We start from the raw sequence: 25,725 nt of genomic DNA on the forward strand, positions 1-25,725 counted from the left end.
CCCCGCAGATCTGCACGGAAACCAGGTATACCCGCCCTCACGGAGAGGTCACGGACCGGTAACCATCGTCAGTCCTTGCACTTTTTTTCTGCAAGCTCTTTCGCGGCGATTGCATCGCTGTTACGTTCACGTCGCCCGGCGGCGGCAACGGCGCGGTCGGAGTCGGCAGGGGCGGCGGACGGGACCGCCACCTGTAGCTACACGGGCTTTCACCCTCAAGGAGAACTCATGCGGCGTGGCATAGCGGCCACCGCGCTGGTGGCGTCTGTTGCCCTCGCGGCGACGGCCTGCGGCGGAAGTGACAGCGGCAGCGGCAAGTCCGACGGCCCGGTCACCATCACCTGGTGGGACACCTCCAACGCCACCAATGAGGCGCCGACGTACAAGGCGCTGATCCAGGACTTCCAGAAGGCCAACCCCAAGATCAAGGTCCAGTACGTCAACGTCCCCTTCGACCAGGCGCAGAACAAGTTCGACACTGCCGCCGGCTCGAAGGGCGCCCCGGACGTGCTGCGCTCGGAGGTCGGCTGGACCCCCGCCTTCGCCAAGAAGGGCTACTTCCTGCCCTTGGACGGCACCGAGGCCCTCGCGGACAAGGACAAGTTCCAGTCCAGCCTGATCCAGCAGGCCCAGTACCAGGGCAAGACCTACGGCGCGCCCCTGGTGACCGACACCCTCGCGCTGGTCTACAACAAGGCCCTCTTCAAGAAGGCCGGGATCACCGAGGCGCCGAAGACCTGGGACGAGCTGAAGGCCGACGCCGCGAAGATCAAGGACAAGGCCGGCGTCGACGGCTACTGGGGCTCCACCCAGGCCTACTACGCCCAGAGCTTCCTCTACGGCGAGGGCACCGACACGGTCGACGCGTCCGCCAAGAAGATCACCGTGAACTCGGCCGCCGCGAAGAAGGCGTACGGCACCTGGCTGAGCCTGTTCTCCGGCAAGGGCCTGCACAAGGCCGACACCACCGCCGACGCCTACGCCCACATCCAGGACGCGTTCGTCAACGGCAAGGTCGCCGCGATCATCCAGGGTCCCTGGGAGATCACGAACTTCTACAAGGGGTCGGCCTTCACGGACAAGGCCAACCTCGGCATCGCCACCGTCCCGGCCGGTTCCACCGGCAAGGCGGGCGCCCCGACCGGCGGCCACAACCTCTCCGTGTACGCGGGCTCGGACAAGGCCCACCAGGAGGCGGCGCTGAAGTTCGTCAACTTCATGACCTCGGCGAAGTCCCAGGAGACCATCGCCCAGAAGAACTCGACGCTGCCGACCCGTCAGGACGCCTACAGCGCCCAGGTCAAGGCCGACCCCGGCATCGCCGGCTACCAGAGCGTGCTCGCCGCCGCCCAGCCGCGCCCGGCGCTGCCCGAGTACAGCTCGCTGTGGGTCCCGCTCGACACCGAGCTGTCCAACATCGCGGGCGGCAAGGAGTCGCTTGACAAGGGCCTGAGCAACGCGGAACTCGCGATCGCCAAGCTGGTCCCCGACTTCAGCAAGTAAGCACGCGTGGCCGTCGGATCCTCCGCGCATCCGGGGGAAGGATCCGGCGGCCACCGGCCTGTGCCCAGGCCCACCCCTCGATCTTCCCGAAGGTGTCGAACCATGACAGTCGCCATCGACCGCGCGACCGGCAAGCGCCACGGTGACCGCGCGCCGCGGCCCGGCCTGGGCCGGCGCATCAGGAACGGGTACCAGAAGCACTGGTACGCCTACGCGATGATCACTCCCGTGGCCGTCGTGCTCGGGGTCCTGGTGCTGTACCCGCTGGTGTACGGCCTCTACCTCACGCTCACGGACGCAAACAGCCTCAACACGGCCCGCACGATCGGCGTCAACCACATCGACGCCACGTACAAGTTCATCGGGCTCGACAACTACAAGGACATCCTGTTCGGCCCGACGTCCTACGACCGCTTCTGGTCGCACCTCGTCTGGACGGTCGTCTGGACCGCCCTCTGCGTCACCCTGCACTTCACCATCGGCCTCGGCCTGGCGCTGTTGCTCAACCAGAAGTTCCGCGGGCGGACCTTCTACCGGCTGGTGCTGGTGCTGCCCTGGGCCGTGCCCACCTTCGTCACCGTCTTCGGCTGGCGCTTCATGCTCGCCGACAGCGGCATCATCAACACGGCGCTCCAGGCCCTGCACCTGCCGGCACCGCAGTGGCTGGAGGACACCTTCTGGCAGCGCGCCGCCGCCATCATGGTCAACACCTGGTGCGGTGTGCCGTTCATGATGCTCTCGCTGCTCGGCGGCCTTCAGGCCATCGACGCCTCGCTGTACGAGGCGGCCGAGATGGACGGCGCGAGCGCCTGGCAGCGCTTCAGGTACGTCACCCTGCCGGGCCTGAGGTCCGTCAGTTCCACCGTCGTGCTGCTCGGCATCATCTGGACCTTCAACCAGTTCGCCATCATCTTCCTGTTGTTCGGCAACACCGCCCCCGACGCCCAGATCCTCGTCACCTGGGCGTACCGACTGGGCTTCGGACAGCAGCCGCGTGACTTCGCGCAGTCCGCCGCCTACGGCATCCTGCTGCTGGCCATCCTGATCGTCTTCACCTCGTTCTACCGCCGCTGGCTGAACCGCAACGAGCAGCAGCTCGCGATCTGAGGCAGGAGCTCCCATGAGTACGACCACCGTCGAGACCTCCGCCGCGGTGACCCGGCAGTCCGTCGCGGACGCGCCACGGCGCAGGGCGCGCGGACGCGGTCGGCGCGGGCCGCTCGCGACCCTCGCCTCCCACGCCCTGCTGATCACGGCGAGCCTGATCGCCTTCTTCCCGGTCGGCTGGCTGATCTTCCTGTCCCTCGGCCCGGACAAGGACGACTACCTGCACCCCGGGCACATCTGGCACACGATGACCCTGGACAACTACTCGTTCGTCCTGCAGCACACGAGCTTCTTCGACTGGCTGAAGAGCACGCTCGTCGTGGTGCTGGGCACCACGGTCTTCGGCGTGATGATCGCCGCCACCACCGGCTACGCGGTTTCCCGCATGCGCTTCCCCGGCTACAAGAAGTTCATGTGGCTGCTGCTGCTCACCCAGATGTTCCCGATCGCCGTCCTGATCGTGCCGATGTACCAGATCATGTCGGACCTCGGTCTCGTCGACACCTACCTCGGGCTCATCCTGATCAACAGCACGACGATCGTGCCCTACTGCGCCTGGCTGCTGAAGGGCTACTTCGACACGATCCCCTTCGAGATCGACGAGGCCGGCCGGGTCGACGGGCTCAGCCCGTTCGGCACCTTCGTCCGGCTGATCCTGCCGCTCGCCAAGCCGGGTCTCGCGGTCGCCGCCTTCTACGCCTTCCTCACCGCCTTCGGCGAGGTCGCCTTCGCCTCGACGTTCATGCTGAGCGACGACAAGTACACCTTCGCCGTCGGTCTGCAGAGCTTCATCAGCGAGCACGACGCCCAGCGCAACCTGATGGCCGCGACCGCGGTGCTGATCGCGATACCCGTGTCCGTCTTCTTCTACCTTGTGCAGAAGAACCTGGTGACCGGCCTCACCGCGGGCGGCACGAAGGGCTGACCACCCTCCCGGGGCTCCCGCGCGGCTGTTCCGCGCGGGTGGCGGCCGCGGTGGCCTCCCCCCTGCTTCCGGAGCAGGGGGGAACCCCAGTCCCCGCTGTCACCGCGGCCGCCCGGTCACCCCCGGCCGTACGCATGCCCCCATGACCCGATCCCGTCCCCGCGCTCGGCTTCGCCCGACCGGGGGAACCCCCATCGCATCAAGGACGCCATGAGCCAGCACTCCGCCGACCCGGCCCCGAACACCGCACTCGCCACCGTCGCCCGCCACCGCGACTGGTGGCGGGACGCGGTGATCTACCAGGTCTATCCGCGCAGCTTCGCCGACAGCAACGGCGACGGCATGGGCGACCTGGAGGGCGTACGTTCCCGACTTCCTTATCTGCGCGATCTCGGCGTGGACGCCGTGTGGCTCAGCCCCTTCTACGCCTCGCCGCAGGCCGACGCCGGCTACGACGTCGCCGACTACCGTGCCGTCGACCCCATGTTCGGCAACCTCCTGGACGCCGACGCGCTGATCCGCGACGCCCATGAGCTGGGGCTGCGCATCATCGTCGACCTGGTACCGAACCACTCCTCCGACCAGCACGAGTGGTTCAAGCGGGCCCTCGCGGAGGGTCCGGGCTCGCCGCTGCGGGATCGCTACCACTTCCGCCCCGGCAAGGGCGGGAACGGAGAGCTGCCGCCCAACGACTGGGAGTCCATCTTCGGCGGCCCGGCCTGGACCCGTGTCACCGAGCCGGACGGCACCCCCGGCGAGTGGTACCTGCACCTGTTCGCGCCCGAGCAGCCCGACTTCAACTGGGACCACCCCGCGGTCGGCGACGAGTTCCGCTCGATCCTGCGGTTCTGGCTGGACATGGGCGTCGACGGCTTCCGCATCGACGTCGCCCACGGCCTGGTGAAGGCCGAGGGACTGCCCGACCTCGGCGGCCACGACCAGCTCAAGCTGCTGGGCAACGATGTCATGCCATTCTTCGACCAGGACGGCGTCCACACCGTCTACCGCCAGTGGCGCACGATCCTCGACGAGTACTCCGGCGAGAGGATCTTCGTCGCCGAGGCCTGGACCCCGACCGTCGAGCGCACCGCCCTCTACGTCCGCCCCGACGAGCTGCACCAGGCGTTCAACTTCCAGTACCTGGGCACCGACTGGGACGCGGAGCGGCTGCGTGTGGTCATCGACCGGACCCTCGACGCGATGCGCCCGGTCGGCGCCCCCGCCACCTGGGTGCTGTCCAACCACGACGTGACCCGCCACGCCACCCGATTCGCCAACGAGCCGGGCCTCGGCACCCAGATCCGCACGGCCGGCGACCGCGAGCTCGGCCTGCGCCGGGCCCGCGCGGCCACCCTGCTGATGCTGGCGCTGCCCGGCTCGGCGTACGTCTACCAGGGGGAGGAACTCGGCCTGCCGGACGTCGTGGACCTGCCGGACGAGGTGCGCCAGGACCCGGCATACTTCCGAGGTGCGGGCCAGGACGGCTTCCGTGACGGCTGCCGGGTGCCCATCCCGTGGACCCGCACCGGGTCGTCGTACGGCTTCGGCAGTGGCGGCAGCTGGCTGCCGCAGCCCGCGTGCTGGGGCGACCTCAGCGTGGAGGCCCAGCAGGGCGTCCCCGGCTCCACCCTGGAGCTGTACCGCACCGCCCTGTCCGTGCGGCGCGAGCATCCCGGCCTGGGCGCGGGCGACTCGGTGGAGTGGCTCAGGGCGCCCGAGGGAGTGCTCGCCTTCCGCCGCGGGGACTTCGTCTGCGTCGCCAACACCACGGGCGAGGCGGTCACGGTCCCGTCCTACGGCCGTGTCCTGGTCGTCAGCGGCGAGGTGGCGGAGGCGGACGGCGAGACCAAGGTGCCCGCCGACACCACGGTGTGGTGGACCACCGCCTGACCCGTCGCACACGTTTCATCCGGTTCCAGAGGCCCGTCGTCCGGCAAGGACGGCGGGCCCTGTCGTGTGCCGCCCGGGGGCTGACGTGGCGCCAAATGAGCCGTGAACCGGTCCTGTTTCGCGTAAGTGACAGGAGCATGTCCGAGGGGTTGACCACCGAGGTCGGGACTCGTACGGTCTGCTGCACTGCAAGTAGTTGAAAACTTGCAGCAATTCCCTTCAGGGGATCTCCGGGTACCCCAGGCCCCCTCAGCAGATCCTTCAACGGAGAAGGACCCCCACATGGCCAGCAGAACGCTTTCCGGCGCCCTCGCCCTCGCGGCGGCGTCGGTCGCACTAGCCGTCCCCTCCGGGACCGCGCACGCCTCCCCGCCCGGCGCCAAGGACGTCACCGCGGTCCTGTTCGAGTGGAACTTCGCCTCGGTCGCCAAGGAGTGCACCACCACCCTCGGTCCGGCGGGCTACGGCTACGTCCAGGTCTCCCCGCCCGCCGAGCACATACAGGGCTCCCAGTGGTGGACCTCGTACCAGCCGGTGAGCTACCGGATCGCGGGCCGCCTCGGTGACCGCGCGGCCTTCAAGAACATGGTCGACACCTGCCATGCGGCGGGTGTGAAGGTCGTCGTCGACACCGTCGTCAACCACATGTCGGCCGGCAGCGGCACCGGCACGGGAGGCTCCTCGTACACGAAGTACGACTACCCGGGTCTGTACTCGTCCGCCGACTTCGACGACTGCACCGCCCAGGTCACCAACTACCAGGACCGCTGGAACGTCCAGCACTGCGAACTGGTCGGCCTCGCCGACCTGGACACCGGTGAGGACTACGTCCGCAGGACGATCGCCGGCTATATGAACGACCTGCTCACCCTCGGCGTGGACGGGTTCCGCGTCGACGCCGCCAAGCACATCCCGGCCGCCGACCTGGCCGCCGTCAAGTCGCGGCTGAGCAACCCGTCCGCGTACTGGAAACAGGAGGTGATCTACGGCGCGGGCGAGGCGGTCCAGCCCGGCGAGTACACGGGCAACGGCGACGTCCAGGAGTTCCGCTACGCCTATGACCTCAAGCGGGTGTTCAACAGTGAGAAGCTCGCGTACCTGAACAACTACGGCGAGGGCTGGGGCTATCTGAGCGGCTCGGTCGCCGGGGTCTTCGTGGACAACCACGACACCGAACGCAACGGCTCGACCCTGAACTACAAGAGCGGCGCCAACTACACCCTGGCGAACGTCTTCATGCTGGCCTGGCCCTACGGCGCCCCCGACGTCAACTCCGGCTACGAGTGGTCCGACGCGGACGCGGGGCCGCCCAACGGCGGCCAGGTGAACGCCTGCTGGCAGAACGGCTGGAAGTGCCAGCACGCCTGGCCGGAGATCAAGTCGATGGTCGCCTTCCGCAACGCCACACGCGGCCAGGCGGTCACCAAGTGGTGGGACAACGGCAACAACCTCATCGCGTTCGGCCGTGGCACCAAGGGCTATGTGGTGATCAACCACGAGAACACGACGGCTGACCGGTCGTTCGAGACCTCGCTGCCCGCCGGCACCTACTGCGATGTGCAGGGCAACAGGACCGTGACCGTGAACAGCAGTGGCTGGTTCCAGGCTTCCGTCGCCCCGAACACCGCGCTCGCCCTCTACGCGGGGAAGTCGAGCTGCTGAGGCCGGCGTTCCGCCGAAGGCCCGCTGTCCGTCGCACGCGGGCAGCGGGCCTTCGGCCGTCGCACCCCCTTCGATGAAACTTCTTTCCGTCGCTTTCAAGCCTCTTGCTGTAAACCTTGCGCGGGCGATACGGTCGCGCGGGCGCCCGGCGACGAAGCCGTCCCGCGGTGCGTGGGCCGGACCCGATCGAGCCGCAGTTCCAAGGAGTTCACGCCTGTGATACCGAGATGGCAGGCGCCCCCGAGGCGCCGCACTCCCAGCCGGAGAAGGGTCACGGCCCTCACCGTCACCGCGCTCGCCGCAGCGCTCCTGCCGCCCCTAGCCGCCCGGGCCGACACACCGCCCGCGCCCCCGTCCGACGCCCGGCTCGCGGCCGAGCCCGCCCGGCACGACGCCACCCGGGAGCAGTTCTACTTCGTGATGCCGGACCGGTTCGCGGACGGCGACCCGTCCAACGACCGGGGCGGCCTGACGGGTTCGCGTCTGGCCACCGGGTACGACCCCACGGACAAGGGCTTCTACCAGGGCGGTGACCTCAAGGGCCTGACGAAGAAGCTCGACTACATCAAGGGGCTCGGCACCACCGCCATCTGGCTGGCCCCCCTCTTCAAGAACCAGCCCGTGCAGGGAACCGGGGCCAACGCCTCGGCCGGGTACCACGGTTACTGGATCACCGACTTCACCAAGGTCGACCCGCACTTCGGGACCGACAAGGACCTGGCGGCCCTCATCTCCAAGGCGCACGCCAAGGGTATGAAGGTCTTCTTCGACGTCATCACCAACCACACCGCCGACGTCGTCGACTACGAGGACCAGTCCCACGACTACCTGTCCAAGGGCGCCTTCCCTTACCTGACCGAGGACGGCCGCCCCTTCGACGACGCCGACTACGCGGACGGCACCAAGAGCTTCCCGGCCACAGACGCCGGCTCCTTCCCGCGCACACCCGTCGTGCCCGCCGCCAAGAAGGACGTCAAGGTCCCCGCCTGGCTCAACGATCCGGCGATGTACCACAACCGCGGCGACTCGACCTACGCCGGCGAGAACGCCACCTATGGCGACTTCTCCGGCCTCGACGACCTGTGGACCGAGCGTCCCGAGGTCGTCAAGGGCATGGAGAAGATCTATCAGCGCTGGGTACGGGACTTCGGCGTCGACGGTTTCCGGATCGACACCGTGAAGCACGTGAACATGGAGTTCTGGACACAGTGGGCGACGGCGCTCGACAGGTACGCCGCCGCGCACGGCCACAGGAACTTCTTCATGTTCGGCGAGGTCTACTCCGCCGACCCCTCGATCACCGCGCCGTACGTCACCCGAGGCCGTCTCGACGCCACACTCGACTTCCCCTTCCAGGAGGCGGCACGCCAGTACGCCTCCCAGGGCGGCAGCGCCCGCAAGCTCGCGAGTGTCTTCGCCGACGACTACAAGTACACGACCGACAAGGCGAACGCGTACGAGCAGGTCACCTTCCTCGGCAACCACGACATGGGCCGGATCGGGTACTTCCTGAAGCAGGACGACCCGAAGGCGTCCGACGCGGAGCTGCTGCGCAAGGACCGCTTCGCCAACGAGCTGATGTTCCTCAGCCGTGGCAACCCGGTCGTCTACTACGGCGACGAACAGGGCTTCACCGGCTCCGGCGGTGACAAGGACGCCCGGCAGACCATGTTCGCCTCCAAGGTCGCGGACTACCTGGACGACGACGAGATCGGCACCGGCCGCACCCACGCGAGCGACGCGTACGACACGAGTGCGCCGCTCTACCGGGAGATCGCCGCTCTCTCCGGGCTCCGCAAGGCCAACCCCGCCCTCGCCGACGGCGTCCAGACCGAGCGCTACGCGGCCGACGGCGCCGGCATCTACGCCTTCTCCCGCACCGGCACCGACGGCATCGAGTACCTCGTCGCCTTCAACAACGCCGAGGAGCAGCGGACGGCCACCTTCGCGACCGGATCGGCCGGCATGACGTTCCGCGGCATCCACGGAACGGACGGGTCGCTCGAGAGCGACGCCGGCAAGAAGGTCACCGTCACCGTCCCGGCCCTGTCCGCCGTCGTCCTCAAGGCCGCCCGCCCGCTCGGCGCACCGGCCTCCAAGCCGACGATCGCCCTGAAGGCCCCGGACGCGGGCAGCACCGGAACGGTGGAGGTCTCCGCCGATGTCGACGGGGGGCAGCTCAACCGGGTCGTCTTCGCCGCCCAGACCGGCAACGGCCCCTGGCGGACCCTCGGTTCCGCGGACCACGCCCCGTACAAGGTCACCCAGACCATCGCCAAGGGTGTCCCGGCGGGAACCGCCCTGCGCTACAAGGCGGTCGTGACCGACTCGGCCGGCCGTACGGCCGGCGCGACCGCCACGAGCACCACCGGCACCCCGCCGGTCGTGCAGACCCCCACCGCCTCCTCCCGCGACCACGTGGTCGTCCACTACAGGCGGACCGACGGCGACTACGGCAACTGGGGCCTGTACGCCTGGGGCGACCTCGCCGACGGCGAGGCGACGACCTGGCCGGACAGCCACCCCTTCGCGGGCCGCGACGCGTACGGCGCCTTCGCCTACGTCAGGCTCAAGCCGGGCGCCTCCGACGTCGGCTTCCTGGTCATCGACAAAAACGGCGACAAGGACGTCTCCGCCGACCGCACCATCGACGTCACCAAGACCGGCGAGGTCTGGGTCGAGCAGGGCAAGGAGAGCGTCCTCACCGAGAAGCCGGCCGCCGACTACCCGGCGCAGGACAAGACCAAGGCGGTCCTCCACTACCACCGCGCCGGGGGTACCTCCCAGGCCGAAGGCTCTGGGGAAGGGAACTACGACGGCTGGGGCCTGCACGTCTGGACCGGCGCCGCGCACCCCACCGACTGGTCCGCACCGCTGAAGCCGGTACGGATCGATGCGTACGGCGCGGTCTTCGAGGTACCCCTCGCCGACGGCGCCACCAGCCTCAGCTACATCCTCCACAAGGGTGACGAGAAGGACCTCCCGGCCGACCAGTCGCTCGACCTCCGGGCGAACGGCCATGAGGTGTGGCTCCTCGGCGGCCAGGAGAAGTATCTGCTGCCGCAGCCCGCGGGCAGCGCGGCCGCCCTGGACCTCACCACCTCCAAGGCGATCTGGATCGACCGGAACACGCTCGCCTGGAACGGCGTCGAGGGCGCGGCCTCCACACAGCTTCTCTCCTCCCGCGACGGTTCGATCGCCGTGAAGGACGGCACGCTCACGAGCGACGACGAGCGCTGGCTGCGCCTTGCGAAGACCACGCTCACCGACGCGCAGAAGGCGAAGTACCCGCATCTGAAGGACTCCACGGCCTGGTCCGTCGACCCGCGCGACCGCGACCGGGTGCGCGAGGCGCTCAGCGGCCAGATCGTGGCCTCGCAGCGGGCCGCGAACGGGGCGGTGCTCACTGCCACGGGCGTCCAGATCGCCGGCGTACTCGACGACGTGTACGACGCGACCAGGGCCGCGCTCGGCCCGACCTTCCGCCACGGCCGCCCCACGCTGGCCGTGTGGGCGCCGACGGCGCAGTCGGTGAAACTCGACCTGGACGGCTCCACCGTCGCCATGAAGCGCGACGGCACCACCGGCGTGTGGTCCGTCACCGGCCCCGCGTCCTGGAAGAACAAGCCGTACCGGTACGTCGTGAAGGTCTGGGCGCCCTCCGTCGCGAAGGTGGTCACCAACAAGGTCACCGACCCGTACTCGCTCGCCCTCACCGCCGACTCCGCGCGAAGCCTCGTCGTCGACCTGAACGACAGGGCGCTCGCGCCCGGCGGCTGGTCGGCCCTCGTCAAGCCCAAGGCCGTACCGCTGCGGGACGCCCAGATCCAGGAGCTGCACATCCGGGACTTCTCCGTCGCGGACACGACCGTGCCGGCGAAGGACCAGGGCACCTACCTCGCCTTCGCCGACCGCAGCAGCGACGGCTCCCGGCACCTGCGCGCACTGGCGAAGGCGGGCACCTCCTACGTCCACCTGCTGCCGGCCTTCGACATCGCGACCATCCCCGAGAAGAAGTCCGAGCAGGCCCGTCCCGCCTGCGACCTCGCCTCCTACGCCGCCGACTCCGACCGGCAGCAGGCCTGCGTCGCCGCGACCGCGGCGAAGGACGCCTACAACTGGGGTTACGACCCGTACCACTTCACCGTCCCCGAGGGCTCCTACGCCACCGACCCGGACGGCACCCGGCGCACCGTCGAGTTCCGCAGGATGGTGAAGGCACTCAACGAGGACGGCCTCAGGGTCGTGATGGACGTCGTCTACAACCACACGGCGGCGAGCGGCCAGGCGGACACCAGCGTCCTGGACAGGATCGTGCCGGGCTACTACCAGCGGCTCCTGGCCGACGGCTCGGTGGCGAACAGCACCTGCTGCGCGAACACCGCGCCCGAGAACGCCATGATGGGCAAGCTGGTCGTGGACTCGATCGTCACCTGGGCCAAGGAGTACAAGGTCGACGGGTTCCGCTTCGACCTCATGGGTCACCACCCGAAGGCCAACATCCTGGCCGTGCGCAAGGCCCTCGACGCGCTTACCGTCGCGAAGGACGGCGTCGACGGCAAGAAGATCATCCTCTACGGCGAGGGCTGGAACTTCGGCGAGGTCGCGAACGATGCCCGCTTTGTGCAGGCCACCCAGAAGAACATGGCCGGCACCGGCATCGCGACCTTCTCCGACCGCGCTCGTGACGCCGTGCGAGGCGGGGGCCCCTTCGACGCGGACCCCGGCATCCAGGGCTTCGCGTCCGGGCTGTACACCGACCCCAACTCCTCCGCGGCCAACGGGACGCCGGCCGAGCAGAAGGCCCGCCTCCTGCACTACCAGGACCTCATCAAGGTCGGGCTGACCGGCAACCTCGCCGGGTACCGCTTCACCGGCGACGACGGCAAGGAGGTCACCGGCGCCGAGGTCGACTACGGTGGCTCGCCCGCCGGTTACGCGCAGGCGCCCGGCGACGCGCTCGCGTACGCCGACGCACACGACAACGAGTCGCTGTTCGACGCGCTGACGTACAAGCTGCCGAAGGACACCTCCGCCTCCGACCGGGCCCGGATGCAGGTGCTCGCCATGGCCACGGCCACCCTCTCCCAGGGCCCGTCGCTCGCCCAGGCGGGATCCGATCTGCTCCGCTCCAAGTCCCTCGACCGCAACTCCTTCGACAGCGGTGACTGGTTCAACGCCGTCCACTGGGACTGCCGGGACGGCAACGGCTTCGGGCGGGGACTGCCGACGGCCGCCGACAACCAGTCCAAGTGGACGTACGCCAAGCCGCTGCTGAACGCGGTCGAGGTGGGCTGCGAGCAGATCGAGGGCGCTTCCGCGGCGTACCGGGACCTGCTGCGGGTCCGTACCGCCGAGCCCGTCTTCTCCCTCGCCACCACCGACCAGGTGCGGTCGAAGCTGTCCTTCCCGCTGTCCGGGAAGGACGAGACCCCCGGCGTGATCACCATGAGGCTGGGCGATCTGGTCGTGGTCTTCAACGCGACACCGACCAAGCAGGAGCAGACGGTGACGGCCCTCGCAGGGAAGGGCTACGCCCTGCACCCGGCGCAGGCCGCGGGCGCGGACCCGGTCGTGAAGACCGCCTCCTACGCGGCGGAGTCCGGCACCTTCACCGTCCCGGGGCGCACGGTGGCGGTGTTCTCCCGGTCCACGCGGTAGGGCTCCGGCGTACGGGCCAGGGGTGGGGCCGGGGTCCCGGCCCCACCCCTGGCCCGCACAACCCGGCTAGGGTGGGCGCCTGTCGTGGAGCAGGAGCGCCCTCATGCCGCAGATCACCGTCGACTACTCCGCACCGCTCGCGGACTCCTTCGACCGGCCCGGGTTCGCCTCGGCGCTGCACGCCCAGGTGGTCGAGATCGCGGCCGCGCGCATCGAGGCCTGCAAGACGCAGTTCCGCCGCACCGAGGACACCGCGGTCGGCGCCGATCCGGACGGTCACGCCGTCGTGCACGTCACCGTGGGGCTGCTGGCCGGGCGCACCGAGGAGACCAAGGCCCGGCTCGCCGAGGCGACGCTGGAGCTGCTGCGGCAGTTTGTGAGGCCCACCGCGGATCTCGCTCTGCACGCGTCCGCCGAGGTGCGGGACCTCGACGCGTCGTACCGCAAGTTCGAGAGCTGACGGGCCTTTCAGGACGCCAGGGAGATCAGCCGGGCGGTCAGGTCCGCGAAGGGCCCGTCGGCCGGCTCGTCCCGGAGCATGCGGCGCAGCAGCGCCGCCATCTCGTCGTCGCGGGCCGCGCTCACCGCCGTCAGCGCCACGAAGTCGTGCACGAGCTGTGCCTCCAGCTCCTGCCGGGGGATCCGCCGCCCGTCCAGCCAGATCAGCGCCGTCGACTCGACCAGCGAGATCCAGGAGCGGACCACCAGCTCCAGCCGCGCGGGCGGATCCTGGACCCCCAGGTGCGCGAGGATCTGGACATACGCCGCCTGGCGCACCGAGTCGACGAGCGCGTTCGTCCGCGAGGAGCCGACGGCGGGTCCGCCGCGCATCAGCGCCGCGAAACCGGGCCCGTGGTCGTCGACGAAGTCGAAGAACCGCCGCATCACCCGCAGCAGCCGCACACCCGAAGGGCCCTCCTGCGGCTCCACGAAGCGCTCCGCCAGATCCTCCGAGGCACGCTTCAACGCGGCCTCGTACAAGCTGAGTTTGCCCGGGAAGTAGTGGTAGACCAGCGGTCGCGAGATGCCCGCGGCCGACGCTATGTCGTCGATGGAGACCTCGTGCGGGGAGCGCTGGCTGAACAGTTCGAGCGCGACGCGGATCAACTGCTGCCGCCGCTCCTCGACTCCCATTCTGCGGCGTACCCCGGTAGTCATGCGAACACCTTACCGATCGAATCCAGCCCCGAACCGTCCGGATCCCTGTGACGCGTTCACAAGTTCATCGCAGTTCCCTCACCGAACTCCCGCGACCCGCAGTTCCGTTCGGCGCGCTCACCGCAGCGCGCCGACCTCCCTTCCGTCGGTCAGCGTCCCCCGCAGCCCGGCCCGGGCCCCCTGCCGGGTCCGCACCGCCAGCAGGTTTCCCCGCGCCGCCCCGCTCACCCCGCCGGTCGCCCTGATCGAGGCGGTGTCCTCGCTGCCCGCGGCGAGCAGGTACCAGGCGCCCCTCGCCGACTTCCACAACACTCCGGCCAGCACATGGGGATCCTTCGCCCCGCACGCCGCGACGCCCTCGGCCTGCGCCGCGACCGCCCCGGATCGCGCGCCCGGGGTGCGGAACTGCGCCAGCACCCGCGGGGCGTCGCCCCGCCAGGTGTCCGCCCGGGTGCACACCCACACGGCGGCCCCGGAATCTTCCGGCAGCGACTGCCGCGCGTACTCCCACGCGTTCACGGACCGCACACCCTGCGACCGCACCGCCGCCAGCGAGCACGCCAGCGGCGCCCAGGTGCGCAGCGCCACCGCCCCGGAGGCCTCCCGCGGCGCGGCCGGCCGCCCCACGGTGAGGTGCGCCGGGGTCAGCTCCCCGAGGTCGGTCAGCAGCCGTGTGCCCGAACCGTCCGTCAGCTGCAACACGTTCCACGACACGCAGGAGCCGGTCTGCTGGGCCGGACTCGCCAGCGGGGCGGTCACCCCGTCCGCCGGATGCAGGTCCGTCGATCCCGACAACGGCTTCACCAGGTCCCGTTCCGCCGCTCCGGTCACCCAAGGGGCCGTCAGATAGCGGACGTTGTGGTCGGCCCGGATCAGCACCAGCGCCTCCGCCTCCGCTCCGGTCGCCGCGTCCGCACGGGCGAAGTCGAGCGCGGCCCCGCTCGTGCCGTTCAACGGCTCGGCGTAGCGCACGATGCGCAGACCGTCGTGGAAGACCACCACGCGGGCCGCGTCGACCTGTCCCGCGTACAGCAGCTGCGGCGGCCCGGCGGGCCCGCCCGAGGGCGTGCCGGGGGTGGCCGCGACCCGCACGGACCCGCCGGGCCGCGCCCATACGGCGAGCGCGCGCCGCAGCAGCGCCCTGTCCCCGGTCAGACCGCCGCGGGCGGGCCACACGGAGAAGTCGGTGCGCGTCGACGTCCGCCACGCGGTGGGCGCCACCCGTGTCACCCGGGCCGGATCCAGGGCGGCCCGGGCGGCCGGGTTCTGCGCGTCCAAGGGGGCCGCCGCGCCGTCCGGGCCCCAGCCGCCGCTCGGCAGCGCGAACAGCGCCCCGCACACCGCGGCGGCCGCCGCGGCGGCGAGCGCGGCCTTGGTGTGCTGCCGGCGCCGCAGCAGATCGGTCGGCCGGGCCTGGAGCGCACACGGATCGAACTCGGGGGAGTGCAGCAGTGTGTCCCGCTCCGGTACGGCCGCGGCCTCGCGGATCGCCGCCGCCGGGTCCTTGACGCCCGCCGCGCCCAGCACTGCGCGCACGCCGTCCTGCGGGAGCTTCTCCAGACCGCGCAGCACATGGGCGGCGCGGGCCGGGCCGGACAGCGCGGACAGCCGCTGGTCCAGGGCGAGTTCGTCCGCTCCGCCCGAACGGGGGAACAGCCGAAGCCCCCACACCTGGGGCAGCAGCGGCGGCAGCTGGGACCGCTTCGGCCAGGCCGTGCGCCGCAGCGGCAGGCCCGCCTCCAGCGCGGAGCGCACCACCCGCAGGCGCAGCAGGGGGTACCCGGGGTCGCCGTCGCGGCCCTGGGCCACGCCGTCGGCTCCTGCCTCGCGGGCTTCGCCGGAGCGGGAGGGCCGTGCGCCGTGGCGTCCCCCGCTCTGGGCCGGGATCACGGCCGCCGGGAAGCGCCTGCGGGGCAGCGCCCGCTGGACGAGGGCATGCGCGGTCAGCACCCGCCGGTTGCGGCCGAGGCCCGGCGGCAGCACCAGATAGGCGATCCGGACGAGCCGGGGATAGTGCTCGACGAGCGCGGCCTCGGCCTGCTGGACGTCGATGACCGGTCCGAAGGCCGATGCTCGGTGCGGGGCGGAGTCCTGTGACTGCACGTTCAGCAGAACGAGCCACACGGGGGTTGGTCACCTGGACGCGGGAGCGGCTTCCCCGCCGGGCTTCGGCATCCGCCGCCACGGCGAGCGGGCGGGCGGTCAGTTGCCGGGGTCGACGAGCAGGCGGGCGTAGTTCGCCATCGACCGCTGGTAGCGCGGCAGACGGGGCGCGAGCGCGCCGAGCACCAGGGACAGTCCCTCGCGGTCACGGCCCAGGCTCGACAGACACAGCGCCAGGCAGGCACGCACCGCGTCGTCCAGTTCGTCGCCGGGTGCGGTGAGTTCGGGGGTGAGCAGCTCGACGCCCTCCTCCGCCCGCCCCATGTTCCGCAGCGAGCTGGACAGCTGGATCTTCGCCCGGCGTTCGCGGTAACGGTCCAGACCGAGCGCCAGCGCCTCCCGGTACAGCGGCACCGCCTTGTCCGAGTGGCCCGTGGAGTCCCATGCGCAGGCCCGCTCGAAGGGGCCGAGCGCACTGCCGGCGGGCAGCTCGGCGACGAGGGCGTCGATCACCGCCCGGAAGTCCGCCGCGTCCTCCTGGGCGTAGTCGTCGAAGGCCGCCCACGCGGCGGCCACCCGCTCGTCCCAGTCCTGCCTGCTCACACTGCCCTGCCTTCTTGGGTGCGTCTTGGGTGCCCGGCAGCTCACCTTCGCACACGTGTGCCGGTGGGGGCGAGGGATTTGCGCGATCCTGAAGGGCGCCGGGGTGCCGTTGAGCACAGGGGCTCTCACAGCCGTAGGGAAGGGCAGGGCCCTCGCGGGGGCTTCCAGCGGCATGGGCCGGACGACCGGAGGAACACATGAGGACGCGCGAGAAGCTGGCGGCCGGTGCGGCCGTCGCCCTGCTGCTACTGACCGGCTGCGCCGGGTCGGGCGGGTCGGGCGGGTCGGGCGCCGCACAGGGCAAGGCCCCGGCGACCGCGACCGGCAGCCTGGAGGACCTGGCGGCGGACGTGAAGTGCAAGCCGAACATCCAGACGGACGCCGACGAGATCCGGCAGGCCATCTGCACCAACCCCGACGGCAAGTTCGTCCTCGCCACCTTCGCCACCGACCGGGGGCAGCGCGAGTGGATCAACGACGCCAAGGACTACGGCGGTTACTACCTCGTGGGCCGTAAATGGGTCGCCGTCGGGGACGACGGGGTGGTCAGGGCGCTGCGCGGCACGCTCGGCGGCGACGTCGAGATCGGGGTCGACCACCACGCCCACGCCGGGCACGGCGGCTGAGCCGCGGCGCCCCGGGGCGGCTCGGCCGCCCTGCGGCGCACACGCCGAAGGCCGGTGGCGGAAACTCCCGCCACCGGCCTTCTTCCGTGGGTTACCGGCTCAGTGGGTCACCGGCTCAGTGGGTCACCGGCTCAGTGGGTCACTGGCACCGCTGGCCGCGGTTGATGCAGTTGGCGATCTTGTTGGCCAGTCCGCCGGTCGTGACGCTGATGAAGTCGTCGTGGTCGGTGGCCGGCTTGTGGAGCTGCTCCGGGAAGCCGTCCACCGCGTAGGCGTTCTTCACCTGACCGTTCTGGATGGTCGGCGGGGTGATGTCGTACACCAGGCGCATCGTCAGCTGCGGAATGGCCTTGAAACCGTTCTGGCAGTTGCCGCCCGCGTCGGCGAAGGCAACATGCGTGCGGTGGTTGGCGCTGTCGATGTTCTGGCCGTCCCAGCAGCTCTGGAACGCGAACGTGCGGACCACCTTGCTGCCCTGCGGGCAGATCGGGTACTGGGTCGTCAGCTGGACCTTGTTCTCGAAGCCGGTGCAGCTCCAGTGCGCGTTGGCGTTCGCCAGGCCGTTGGTGGTGGTCTTGGCGTCCCCGGTGATGATGCGCAGGAACTGCGGCATGGCGACGACCTTGCCGGTCGGGCTGCCGACGTACTTGATCTGGGCCTGCACGGGGGTCAGGATCTTGCCGACGTTGCCTTCCTTGCCACCGCCGTCGGCGTTCTGGTCGAAGTCCTGCGTGCCGTCCTGGACCCGGACCACCGGCCAGTAGTACGAGGACAGGTCGTTCCCGTTCTGGCAGCTGGTGCCGCCCTGCAGGAACGTGTCGTTGCTGGAGAACGCGTTGATCTTCTGGTTGCCGACGTAGTCGTGCAGGTGGTGCGCGCCGTTGGTCACGCCGGGCGCCACGATCACGTTGTCGGTGTTGTGGTTCTTGTTCGCGTTCACACCGCACCGGGTGGTGAACGTGCCGGTCGAGGCGTTGCCGGTCTTCTGCGGCTTGGCGGCGACGTTCGGCTGCACCTTGGTGATGTCGACGAAGTCCGCCGCCACCGGGCCGTTGGCGGCCTGGCCGCCGCCGTTCTGCTGCTGGCCGCCGCCGTTCTGCTGCTGGCCGCCGCCGTTCTGCTGCTGGCCGCCGCCGTTCTGCTGCTGGCCGCCGCCGTTCTGCTGCTGGCCACCGGCGTTCTGCTGCTGGCCACCGGCGGTGGTCTGGGTGGCGGGGGTGCCGGTGCAGGAGGCGAGGACGTTCAGGTTGCTCGGCGCCGTGCCGCCGACGCGGGTGATCTCCAGCTTGATCCGGTCGAGGATCACCTGCCGTCGGTCCTTCAGCGGCTGGAGGATGGAGTTCTGAACGAAACTCCCGTCCCTCGCCTGGGCGTCCCGCGTGGTCGCCAGACGCTGGTAGGCGTCGGTGATCTGGCGGTCGAGGTTGGCCAGTTCGCCGGCGACCTCGTTGCGTGCCTGGTTCGGCACGTTGGTGAGCTTCTGGCCCACGTCCGGGCACGAGATGGTCGCCACCTGCGCGCCGGCGGCCTTGGTCTGGTTGCCCCAGGCCTTGTTCGTCTCGTGCGCCGATGCGTAGTAGTTCGCCCAGATCAGCCCGCCCCCACCGAGCGCTAGGGCTGCCGAGGCGGCAATGGCCTTGGTGGCCAGCGGCGTACGGCGTTTTCGAGTGTTGCGTCCCATGGAACTCCTCTGACTTCCTTTCGGGGCGGAGGCGCCCGACAGGGGTGAAGCGGCGCCATCCCATACGCAGGGGTCCCGTGGGGTGTTCAGAAACCTCGGAAAAACTTAGAACTTCATGAGGCCATTTCGGGCGCAAGAGCCACAGAAGCCCCTGTTTCACGGGGAGTTGAGAAGGGTAACTGTGATTCTTTGAATTCGATTCAATCTGCCGAACCGCCCTCGCCTGTACCGGCCGGCACTTTCTCCTCCACCGCGGGATCGAGCCCCACCCGCGGACGGTCCTGCCGCCGGGGCACTCTACGCCGATGCTCCTCAGCCAGTTCCAGGTGTCGGCCACGGTCTCCGCGACGGGCCGGCAGCGCAGCCCGTCCCGTACCGCCCGCGACACGTCCGCACGGTGCAGGGCCGCGTGGTAGTCGCTGTCCGCCGCACCCACACCGGAAGTTGCGTCCAGTGTTCGATCCCGGCGCCGACGACCAGGTGTCGACGACGGCGTCCCATTCCCCAGGCTCCCGCTTCGCCCGAGCGGCGGGGACCCGGCCCCGGCGAGCGCGGTGCCCCCCCCGGGCGCGGTACGGTCGCCCGGCCGCCGCCGTACTCCGGGCGGGGGTTGGTGCCGCCCCCGCTTGAAGACGGTCACCTCCCAGCCCCGCTCGAGCGCCGCCTCGGCGACGGCCCGCCCCGCGAACTCCGTACCGCCCAGGATCAGAAGTCTCGTGCGATGACTGTGCCCGGTCGGCCCGCGGCGCAGGAACCCGGCTCTGCTGACGGAAGATTCGGCCGGGTCAGCGGCCCGGCGTGTACTTGTAGCCCACGCGCCGTACCGTCTGGATCGCCTGACGGTGCTCGGCGCCGAGCTTGCGCCGCAGCCGCGCGATGTGGACGTCGACGGTGCGTCCGTCGCCCACATGCCCGTAGCCCCACACCGTGCTCACCAGCTGGTCCCGGGTGTGCACCCGGTGCGGGTGCGCGACCAGATGGGCGAGCAGCTCGAACTCCAGATAGGTGAGGTCGAGCGGCCGCCCGGCCACCTCGGCCGTGCGGCGCGCGGTGTCGATGCGGACGAGCGGGTCCGCGACGGTGCCGTCCGGGGCCTGCGCGGCCGGGGCGTCGTCCGCGGGGTCGGGCACGGCGACCGGCGGGAAGAGCGGCCGCTGGTCGGCCGGTACGAGCACCAGATAGCCGATCATCGGCGGCCGGCCCGGCAGCTCGGGCAGGGAGTGCGGGGGCGCCGGCAGCCAGGTGGCACCCGGCGGCAGGAAGTCGGGCACGCCGGCGGTCTCCTCCCGGTCGACGGCACGCAGCCGGTGCCGTGCGAGGCCGTTCGCCGGGGCGGTCGGGGTGTTGAGGGCGGCGGTCGGGAAAGAACGAGTGGTCGCCATGGGAGGTCAGCTCTTTCGCGCGAGGAATTCGTCGGGGAGGCCGACGACCGCGAGTTCGTGGTCGGGTCGTCTGGGACGTACGTCGTGCGCGCTGGCCGAAGGCCGGGGTGTACGGCTTTAGAGGGCCCGCGCGTTCCGCGCGCGACAACACACCCGGTCGAAGTCGTGGTGCTGGCGGGAGGGCCAGAAGGGCTCGAGGTCATGGTGACCCGTCGCGCTGCACTTCTGGAAGCTGGCCATGGCCCCATTGAAGCAGACGGCCGGGCCCGGCAGGAGTCTCCTCTCACGCATCGGACGCTTCCTCGGACGGCCGGACCACGGGAAGGGGGGCGCCCACCGGACGGTGGGCGCCCCCCTTCGCAGGGCGTGGGACGCCGGTCAGACCTGGCCCGCCTTCTCCAGGGCCGTGCAGCAGGTGTCGACGAGCAGGCGGGTGACCACGTACGGGTCGACGTTGGCGTTCGGGCGTCGATCCTCGATGTAGCCCTTGCCGTCCTTCTCGACCTGCCACGGGATGCGGACGGAGGCACCGCGGTCGGAGACGCCGTAGGAGTACTCGTTCCACGGGGCGGTCTCGTGCAGGCCCGTCAGGCGGTCGTCGATGCCGGCGCCGTAGTTCTTGACGTGGTCGAGCGGCTTGGAGCCCTCGCCGAGCGCCTCGCACGCGGTGATGATCGCGTCGTAGCCCTCGCGCATCGCCTTGGTGGAGAAGTTGGTGTGCGCGCCCGCGCCGTTCCAGTCGCCCTTCACCGGCTTGGGGTCGAGGGTGGCGGAGACGCCGAAGTCCTCGGCGGTGCGGTACAGCAGCCAGCGGGCGACCCACAGCTGGTCGGCGACCTCCAGCGGGGCGAGCGGGCCCACCTGGAACTCCCACTGGCCCGGCATGACCTCGGCGTTGATGCCGGAGAGGCCGAGGCCCGCCTTCAGGCAGTTCTCCAGGTGCGCCTCGACGATCTCACGGCCGAAGATCTCGTCGGCGCCGACACCGCAGTAGTAGCCGCCCTGCGGGGCCGGGAAGCCGCCCTCCGGAAAGCCGAGCGGGCGCGAGCCGTCGAAGAAGGTGTACTCCTGCTCGATGCCGAAGATCGGCTCCTGTGCTGCGAACTTCGTGGCGACCTCGGCCAGCGCGGCCCGCGTGTTGGAGGGGTGCGGGGTCATGTCCGTGTTCAGGACCTCGCACAGCACCAGGATGTCGTCGCCGCCGCGGATCGGGTCGGGACAGGAGAAGACCGGCTTGAGCACGCAGTCCGAGGAGTGACCCTCGGCCTGGTTGGTGGAGGACCCGTCGAAACCCCAGATCGGAAGCTCGGCGCCGGTGGCTGATTTCTCGGAGTCCGCCAGGATCTTCGTCTTGGAACGGAGCTTGGCCGTCGGCTCGGTGCCGTCGATCCAGATGTACTCAGCCTTGAAGGTCACGGGCCACATCCTTCGGGGGGTGGGTCTTGGCGCACTTGCGGGTGCCGCGGCGCCACAGCACCGCGATTTCTGCCCGGCAGCTTGCCAATGGGCGATTTCTCGCCCATTGCCCCTCTGTGAACCCCGTGTTACCCAGGGCTGGGCGGGGACGACGGCTCTCTGAGAGCGGATACGGCTCCGCGCCCGAGCGCCGCCGCGCTGCGCTCGGGCGCACGCACGGGTCCTGCCGCTCGTGGCCGCGAACGGCAGGACCCATGACCCCCTCCGGGGGACGCGAACCGCCGCCACCCGGAGTTCCTAAACCGCCGTTCTCACCCCACCTTCTCGATGACCGCCCGGCGGATCAGGAACTTGCCGGGCTCTCGGACCTGCTCGAAGGCAGCGTTGTTGAGCAGCACACAGCTGCCGGAGACCGAAGTGACCGTCACCGTCGTGGACTTGCTGTTGTCCAGGTTGGTGACCTTCAGCTTCGTACCCGACGGGAACTGGTTGCTGGACGCCGCCGGGGCGCCGCCTTCGCCGGAGAGCGTCACGGTCGAGCCCTTGCAGACCTGCTGGCCCGAGGCGTTCCCCGCGTTTCCGGCGTTCCCCGCGTCCCCGTTGCCTCCCGCGCCGTCCGCGGGTGCCGTCGTGGCCGGCGCGGCGGACTGCCCGGCCTGCCCGGACTGCCCGGACTGCCCGGCCTGCCCGGACTGCCCGGCCTGGGGGTCCTGAGCCGACCCCCCGGCCTGTGCCGCACCGCCGGACTGCGCCGCCCCGCCCGCCTGGACGGACTCCCCGACCTGGCAGCCGGACGCCTCCTGTTTGCGCTTGATCTCGGCGACGACCGCCTCGCGGTTGGCGATCCGCGCCGCCGACTGGGCGTCCGGGTTCGCCTTCTGCGCCGCGATGAACGACTCGTTGTTGCCGAGCGCGGTGGCCAGGCCCTGGCAGACCGTCGAGTTGGACGCGTTCTGCACGTTCGCCGCGTTCGAGGTGGCCGCGAGGGCGAAGGCCCCGCTGCCGGCCACGGCGACGGCGGTGACCGCCAGCGCGATCTTCTTCTTGGGACTGACGGTTCTCCTACGCGACATGCGCGCCTCCTGTCCCCGGCCACCTCCGTCGGCGGCCGGTCGCGATAGGTACGCCGCTATGTACGAGATGCCGAACGCCGTTACTCACCGGTTACGGAAGTCGGCGAAGTAACGTGGATCACACTGGAGTTGGGGGCTCCCTGGCCCGTCGGAGACCGGGCACCCGTCGCCGAGGCGCTCCCGCAAACTCTGTGTTCGAATTTCCCCGAGCCCGCGCGCCTCTCCCGAAACAGCTGTGACTCCCCGTCAATTAAGCAGCTCATCAGGTGCTTTACCGTGATTGGCGGACTCCCCGAATGTCAGTGGCGGCCAGTAGACTGGAGGCAGTGTTCGAGGGAGTTGCCGGGCGTTCGGACGGCTCCCTGACCGCGACAGGAGGATGCCTGTGCCCGCTGCCGCAACCAAGCCGAAGCCGACCCAGTCCACCGCCGGACGGCCGGTCCCCATGGACCTGCCGTACGCGCCGGTGGACAAGCGCCCGCTCCCGCCGGGGCGTCCGCGCGAGTGGTACGTCACGCACAACCGGCGTCTCAAGGCGATGCGTCTCGCGATCGCCCTGCTCGACTCCGGGGTGTACGTACCGAACCAGGCCCGCAACGAGACGATACGCAGCACGGCGGAGCAGATCGGTGTGCACCCGCCGTCGGACACGACCTGCCACATGGTGCGGGCGCTGATGCGGTACAGCCGCTGAGCGGCACGGCGTTGCAGTCGGGTGCCTCGTGGTACGGGGCGCCCGGCCCACCCCTGGCGAGTAGTGACCGCGGGGAAAAAGAGATGCACGGCCCGTAACCGTGTCCCTACGCTGGATACGCGTTCCGGAGCCGCCCCCGACCGGTTTCCGAAGGGCTGGTACCAGCCGGTGGACTCGGGGCTGCTCTCTGCGCACCGTCGGCGGCGCCCACCCCCAGCGACCGCCGGACACCCCCTGGCTCAACCACTCACGCCACGGAGGCCCGTCATGGGCACCATCGTCCTCGCCGCCACCGCAGTCCTCGTCGTCCTGGGATTCACCGACCACTCCTGGTGGCTCGCCGCCGTCGCCCTGCTCTTCCTGTACGCCCAGTACGGACGTGGCTCGTCCTCGGCGTCGTCGGGCTCGGGAGCCGCCCCGGGGTCGGCGGCCACCTACCGGCAATACCGCGAGCGCCGCGACCAGCAGGCCAAGTGGGAGCGCCGTTACCGCCGCGAGCGCCCTTTCGAGGCCCGCCGCCAGGCGCGGAACAAGAGCAAGTGATCCCTGGGGTGCGCCGGTTCACAGACCCGGCGCACCCCAGATCGGGAACCAGCGCCCGAGGTCCTGCTCGATGCGCAGATCACCGGCCAGCGCGGCCTTGACCTGTAGCTCCAGCGCGTTGTCGCGGCGCTCGCCCGGCCCGGGGAGCGGTGCGAACGGGTAGAAGGTGCCGCGCTTGTACAGATAGACCAGGCCGAGCCGCCGCCCGCGCTCGTCCTGGAAACCGGCCACCGAGCACAGCAGCTGCGGCCCGAACCCGTTGACCTCCATCGCGCTGTTCACCGCGTGCAGATCGTTGACCAGGGCGGACAGCTGGTCGGGTGAGCGGTGCGACACCAGCCAGGAGTAGCCGTAGTCGTCCCGCCGCAGTTCCACGGGCGGCCCCGTGCGGTCGCTGTCGGCGTCCAGGAGCGCCTGGACCTCGCGGTTCGCCTCGCTGAAGGCGCCGCCCTCGACCGTGGCGAAGCAGACCGCGCCGGCCCCGGTCGGGGTGAACCCGGCGGCGGCCTCCAGCGTCACCGCCGCCGACGGCAGGGCGAACAGCTGGTCGAGATCGGGCGCCACGGGTTTCGTCCGGCCGAGCAGGATGTCCAGCCATCCCATCGGCCCTCAGCCCGCCTTCCCCGGCGTGGCGGCCTCGCCCAGCTCCGCGGAGATGCGCCCGAGCTGCTCCAGCCGCTGCTGGAGGGTCGGATGGGTGGAGAAGAAGCGCGAGAGACCCGGCTCGGCGCCGAACGCGGGCGTGAAGTAGAACGCGTTGAACGCCTGAGCCGTCCGCAGGTCCTTCGTCGGGATGCGGGCGATGTCGCCGGTGACCTTGGTCAGCGCGGACGCGAGAGCCGAGGGGCGCCCGGTGAGGTGGGCGGCGGCCCGGTCGGCGGCCAGCTCCCGGTACCGGGACAGGGCCCGGATCAGCAGGAAGCTGATCGCGTAGACCAGCGCGGAGATCCCCATCACCGCGCCGAGGATCGCGATGGTGTTCTGGTCCTTGCGCCCCCGCCCGCCGAAGAGCTCCGAGTAGAAGGCGAACCGGACGACCAGCCCCGCGATCACTCCGAGGAACGAGGCCACCGTGATCACGGCGACGTCCTTGTGCGCCACATGTGACAGCTCGTGGGCGAGCACGCCCTCCAGTTCGTCGGGTTCCAGCCGCCGCAGCAGACCGGTGGTCACGCACACCACGGCGTGGTCGGGGTTGCGCCCGGTCGCGAACGCGTTCGGCATGTCCAGCTCGGAGACGGCTACGAGGGGCTTGGGCATGTCGGCCACGGCGCACAGCCGGTCCACCACACCGTGCAGCTGCGGATAGCGGTCCCGCTCCACGATCCGCCCGTGCATGGCGTACAGCGCGATCCGGTCCGAGAACCAGTACTGCGCGCCGAGCGCGACGGCCGCGATCACGACGACCAGCACCCAGGACTTCAGCAACGCGATCAACGCGGCGACGAACGCCACGTACAGCAATCCCAGCAGAAACAGCGTGACCGTCATCCGCACGGTCAGCCGCCGATCGCTCCGGAACCGGCTCTGCATCCTGCATCACCCCGCAGTACCCGCAGTGAGGCACTCGTCCCACCCCCATTGTGCGCCACCCCCTCCCCATGAACCGGTCCGGAAAGGCTCCATGGCAGGCAAAGAGTCCCGATGGCCTCCCGGCTGCCTTCCGCGAGGGTGGTCGCTCACGACCCGCCTGCCCGG

At 70.4% G+C, this 25,725-nt stretch carries 19 protein-coding genes; 10 read left to right on the top strand and 9 right to left on the bottom strand.

Annotation, left to right across the window (positions count from 1 at the left end; translation table 11 throughout):
- Nucleotides 1-228: 228 nt before the first annotated feature.
- The 7 genes from ABZ823_RS11310 to ABZ823_RS11340 all read left to right on the top strand — a co-directional run bounded on the left by ABZ823_RS11310 (nt 229) and on the right by ABZ823_RS11340 (nt 13,208).
- Nucleotides 229-1,503, top strand: coding sequence for an extracellular solute-binding protein (locus ABZ823_RS11310; protein ID WP_361657060.1), 1,275 nt, complete (start codon nt 229-231; stop codon nt 1,501-1,503).
- A gap of 102 nt (nt 1,504-1,605) precedes the next feature.
- Nucleotides 1,606-2,610, top strand: coding sequence for a sugar ABC transporter permease (locus tag ABZ823_RS11315; protein ID WP_361657063.1), 1,005 nt, complete (start codon nt 1,606-1,608; stop codon nt 2,608-2,610).
- 13 nt (nt 2,611-2,623) lie between these two features.
- Entirely contained in the window at nt 2,624-3,535 is a 912-nt protein-coding gene (locus tag ABZ823_RS11320) for an ABC transporter permease subunit (RefSeq protein ID WP_361657066.1), read from the top strand.
- Nucleotides 3,536-3,745: 210 nt separating this feature from the next.
- Nucleotides 3,746-5,425, top strand: a complete 1,680-nt coding sequence (locus ABZ823_RS11325; protein ID WP_361657069.1) for a glycoside hydrolase family 13 protein — start codon at nt 3,746-3,748, stop codon at nt 5,423-5,425.
- Nucleotides 5,426-5,707: 282 nt separating this feature from the next.
- Nucleotides 5,708-7,087, top strand: a complete 1,380-nt coding sequence (locus ABZ823_RS11330) for an alpha-amylase family protein (RefSeq protein WP_361657071.1) — start codon at nt 5,708-5,710, stop codon at nt 7,085-7,087.
- Nucleotides 7,088-7,303: 216 nt separating this feature from the next.
- Nucleotides 7,304-12,748, top strand: a complete 5,445-nt coding sequence (gene pulA, locus ABZ823_RS11335; RefSeq protein WP_361657074.1) for a pullulanase-type alpha-1,6-glucosidase — start codon at nt 7,304-7,306, stop codon at nt 12,746-12,748.
- A 103-nt stretch (nt 12,749-12,851) separates the two neighbouring features.
- Complete coding sequence (locus ABZ823_RS11340) at nt 12,852-13,208, top strand: isomerase (protein WP_361657077.1); 357 nt, start codon at nt 12,852-12,854, stop codon at nt 13,206-13,208.
- An 8-nt stretch (nt 13,209-13,216) separates the two neighbouring features.
- Here the strand turns inward: ABZ823_RS11340 and ABZ823_RS11345 are convergent, their stop codons facing one another.
- From ABZ823_RS11345 to ABZ823_RS11355, 3 genes are all read right to left on the bottom strand, one after another.
- On the bottom strand, nt 13,217-13,906 hold the full coding sequence (locus ABZ823_RS11345) for a TetR/AcrR family transcriptional regulator (RefSeq protein ID WP_361657080.1): 690 nt from the start codon (nt 13,904-13,906) through the stop codon (nt 13,217-13,219).
- A 117-nt stretch (nt 13,907-14,023) separates the two neighbouring features.
- Nucleotides 14,024-16,009: a hypothetical protein gene (locus ABZ823_RS11350; RefSeq protein ID WP_361657530.1), complete on the bottom strand. Its 1,986-nt coding sequence runs from the start codon at nt 16,007-16,009 to the stop codon at nt 14,024-14,026.
- 99 nt (nt 16,010-16,108) lie between these two features.
- Nucleotides 16,109-16,612: a tetratricopeptide repeat protein gene (locus tag ABZ823_RS11355; RefSeq protein ID WP_361657083.1), complete on the bottom strand. Its 504-nt coding sequence runs from the start codon at nt 16,610-16,612 to the stop codon at nt 16,109-16,111.
- Between the two features lie 197 nt (nt 16,613-16,809).
- Between ABZ823_RS11355 and ABZ823_RS11360 the strand changes: the two genes are divergently transcribed.
- Complete coding sequence (locus tag ABZ823_RS11360) at nt 16,810-17,238, top strand: hypothetical protein (RefSeq protein ID WP_361657085.1); 429 nt, start codon at nt 16,810-16,812, stop codon at nt 17,236-17,238.
- A 139-nt stretch (nt 17,239-17,377) separates the two neighbouring features.
- Here ABZ823_RS11360 and ABZ823_RS11365 read toward each other — a convergent pair whose 3' ends face one another.
- The 4 genes from ABZ823_RS11365 to ABZ823_RS11380 form a co-directional block, all read right to left on the bottom strand.
- On the bottom strand, nt 17,378-18,919 hold the full coding sequence (locus ABZ823_RS11365) for a DUF1996 domain-containing protein (RefSeq protein WP_361657087.1): 1,542 nt from the start codon (nt 18,917-18,919) through the stop codon (nt 17,378-17,380).
- Nucleotides 18,920-19,704: 785 nt separating this feature from the next.
- On the bottom strand, nt 19,705-20,301 hold the full coding sequence (locus ABZ823_RS11370; RefSeq protein WP_361657089.1) for a winged helix-turn-helix domain-containing protein: 597 nt from the start codon (nt 20,299-20,301) through the stop codon (nt 19,705-19,707).
- A 378-nt stretch (nt 20,302-20,679) separates the two neighbouring features.
- On the bottom strand, nt 20,680-21,717 hold the full coding sequence (gene glnII, locus ABZ823_RS11375; protein WP_361657092.1) for a glutamine synthetase: 1,038 nt from the start codon (nt 21,715-21,717) through the stop codon (nt 20,680-20,682).
- 311 nt (nt 21,718-22,028) lie between these two features.
- Nucleotides 22,029-22,790, bottom strand: coding sequence for a hypothetical protein (locus ABZ823_RS11380; protein ID WP_361657095.1), 762 nt, complete (start codon nt 22,788-22,790; stop codon nt 22,029-22,031).
- Nucleotides 22,791-23,175: 385 nt separating this feature from the next.
- Between ABZ823_RS11380 and ABZ823_RS11385 the strand changes: the two genes are divergently transcribed.
- Together ABZ823_RS11385 and ABZ823_RS11390 are read left to right on the top strand one after the other, a co-directional pair.
- Nucleotides 23,176-23,484, top strand: coding sequence for a hypothetical protein (locus ABZ823_RS11385; RefSeq protein WP_361657098.1), 309 nt, complete (start codon nt 23,176-23,178; stop codon nt 23,482-23,484).
- A 267-nt stretch (nt 23,485-23,751) separates the two neighbouring features.
- On the top strand, nt 23,752-24,027 hold the full coding sequence (locus ABZ823_RS11390) for a hypothetical protein (protein ID WP_361657100.1): 276 nt from the start codon (nt 23,752-23,754) through the stop codon (nt 24,025-24,027).
- An 18-nt stretch (nt 24,028-24,045) separates the two neighbouring features.
- Here the strand turns inward: ABZ823_RS11390 and ABZ823_RS11395 are convergent, their stop codons facing one another.
- Nucleotides 24,046-24,630 carry a hypothetical protein gene (locus ABZ823_RS11395; protein WP_361657103.1) on the bottom strand — a complete coding sequence of 195 codons (585 nt, stop codon included), beginning with the start codon at nt 24,628-24,630 and terminating at the stop codon, nt 24,046-24,048.
- 6 nt (nt 24,631-24,636) lie between these two features.
- Nucleotides 24,637-25,560: a zinc metalloprotease HtpX gene (htpX, locus tag ABZ823_RS11400; RefSeq protein WP_361657106.1), complete on the bottom strand. Its 924-nt coding sequence runs from the start codon at nt 25,558-25,560 to the stop codon at nt 24,637-24,639.
- Nucleotides 25,561-25,725 lie beyond the last annotated feature (165 nt).

The sequence above is a fragment of the Streptomyces sp. NPDC047079 genome (genome assembly GCF_040643755.1).
Taxonomy (GTDB): domain Bacteria; phylum Actinomycetota; class Actinomycetes; order Streptomycetales; family Streptomycetaceae; genus Streptomyces.

What these genes read in the sequence shown, in the direction of transcription:
- ABZ823_RS11310 (WP_361657060.1), top strand. Translation starts at nt 229, where the DNA reads ATGCGGCGTGGCATAGCGGCCACCGCGCTGGTGGCGTCTGTTGCCCTC.
- ABZ823_RS11315 (WP_361657063.1), top strand. Translation starts at nt 1,606, where the DNA reads ATGACAGTCGCCATCGACCGCGCGACCGGCAAGCGCCACGGTGACCGC.
- ABZ823_RS11320 (WP_361657066.1), top strand. Translation starts at nt 2,624, where the DNA reads ATGAGTACGACCACCGTCGAGACCTCCGCCGCGGTGACCCGGCAGTCC.
- ABZ823_RS11325 (WP_361657069.1), top strand. Translation starts at nt 3,746, where the DNA reads ATGAGCCAGCACTCCGCCGACCCGGCCCCGAACACCGCACTCGCCACC.
- ABZ823_RS11330 (WP_361657071.1), top strand. Translation starts at nt 5,708, where the DNA reads ATGGCCAGCAGAACGCTTTCCGGCGCCCTCGCCCTCGCGGCGGCGTCG.
- ABZ823_RS11340 (WP_361657077.1), top strand. Translation starts at nt 12,852, where the DNA reads ATGCCGCAGATCACCGTCGACTACTCCGCACCGCTCGCGGACTCCTTC.
- ABZ823_RS11345 (WP_361657080.1), bottom strand. Translation starts at nt 13,906, where the DNA reads ATGACTACCGGGGTACGCCGCAGAATGGGAGTCGAGGAGCGGCGGCAG.
- ABZ823_RS11360 (WP_361657085.1), top strand. Translation starts at nt 16,810, where the DNA reads ATGAGGACGCGCGAGAAGCTGGCGGCCGGTGCGGCCGTCGCCCTGCTG.
- ABZ823_RS11365 (WP_361657087.1), bottom strand. Translation starts at nt 18,919, where the DNA reads ATGGGACGCAACACTCGAAAACGCCGTACGCCGCTGGCCACCAAGGCC.
- ABZ823_RS11370 (WP_361657089.1), bottom strand. Translation starts at nt 20,301, where the DNA reads ATGGCGACCACTCGTTCTTTCCCGACCGCCGCCCTCAACACCCCGACC.
- ABZ823_RS11380 (WP_361657095.1), bottom strand. Translation starts at nt 22,790, where the DNA reads ATGTCGCGTAGGAGAACCGTCAGTCCCAAGAAGAAGATCGCGCTGGCG.
- ABZ823_RS11390 (WP_361657100.1), top strand. Translation starts at nt 23,752, where the DNA reads ATGGGCACCATCGTCCTCGCCGCCACCGCAGTCCTCGTCGTCCTGGGA.
- ABZ823_RS11395 (WP_361657103.1), bottom strand. Translation starts at nt 24,630, where the DNA reads ATGGGATGGCTGGACATCCTGCTCGGCCGGACGAAACCCGTGGCGCCC.
- htpX (WP_361657106.1), bottom strand. Translation starts at nt 25,560, where the DNA reads ATGCAGAGCCGGTTCCGGAGCGATCGGCGGCTGACCGTGCGGATGACG.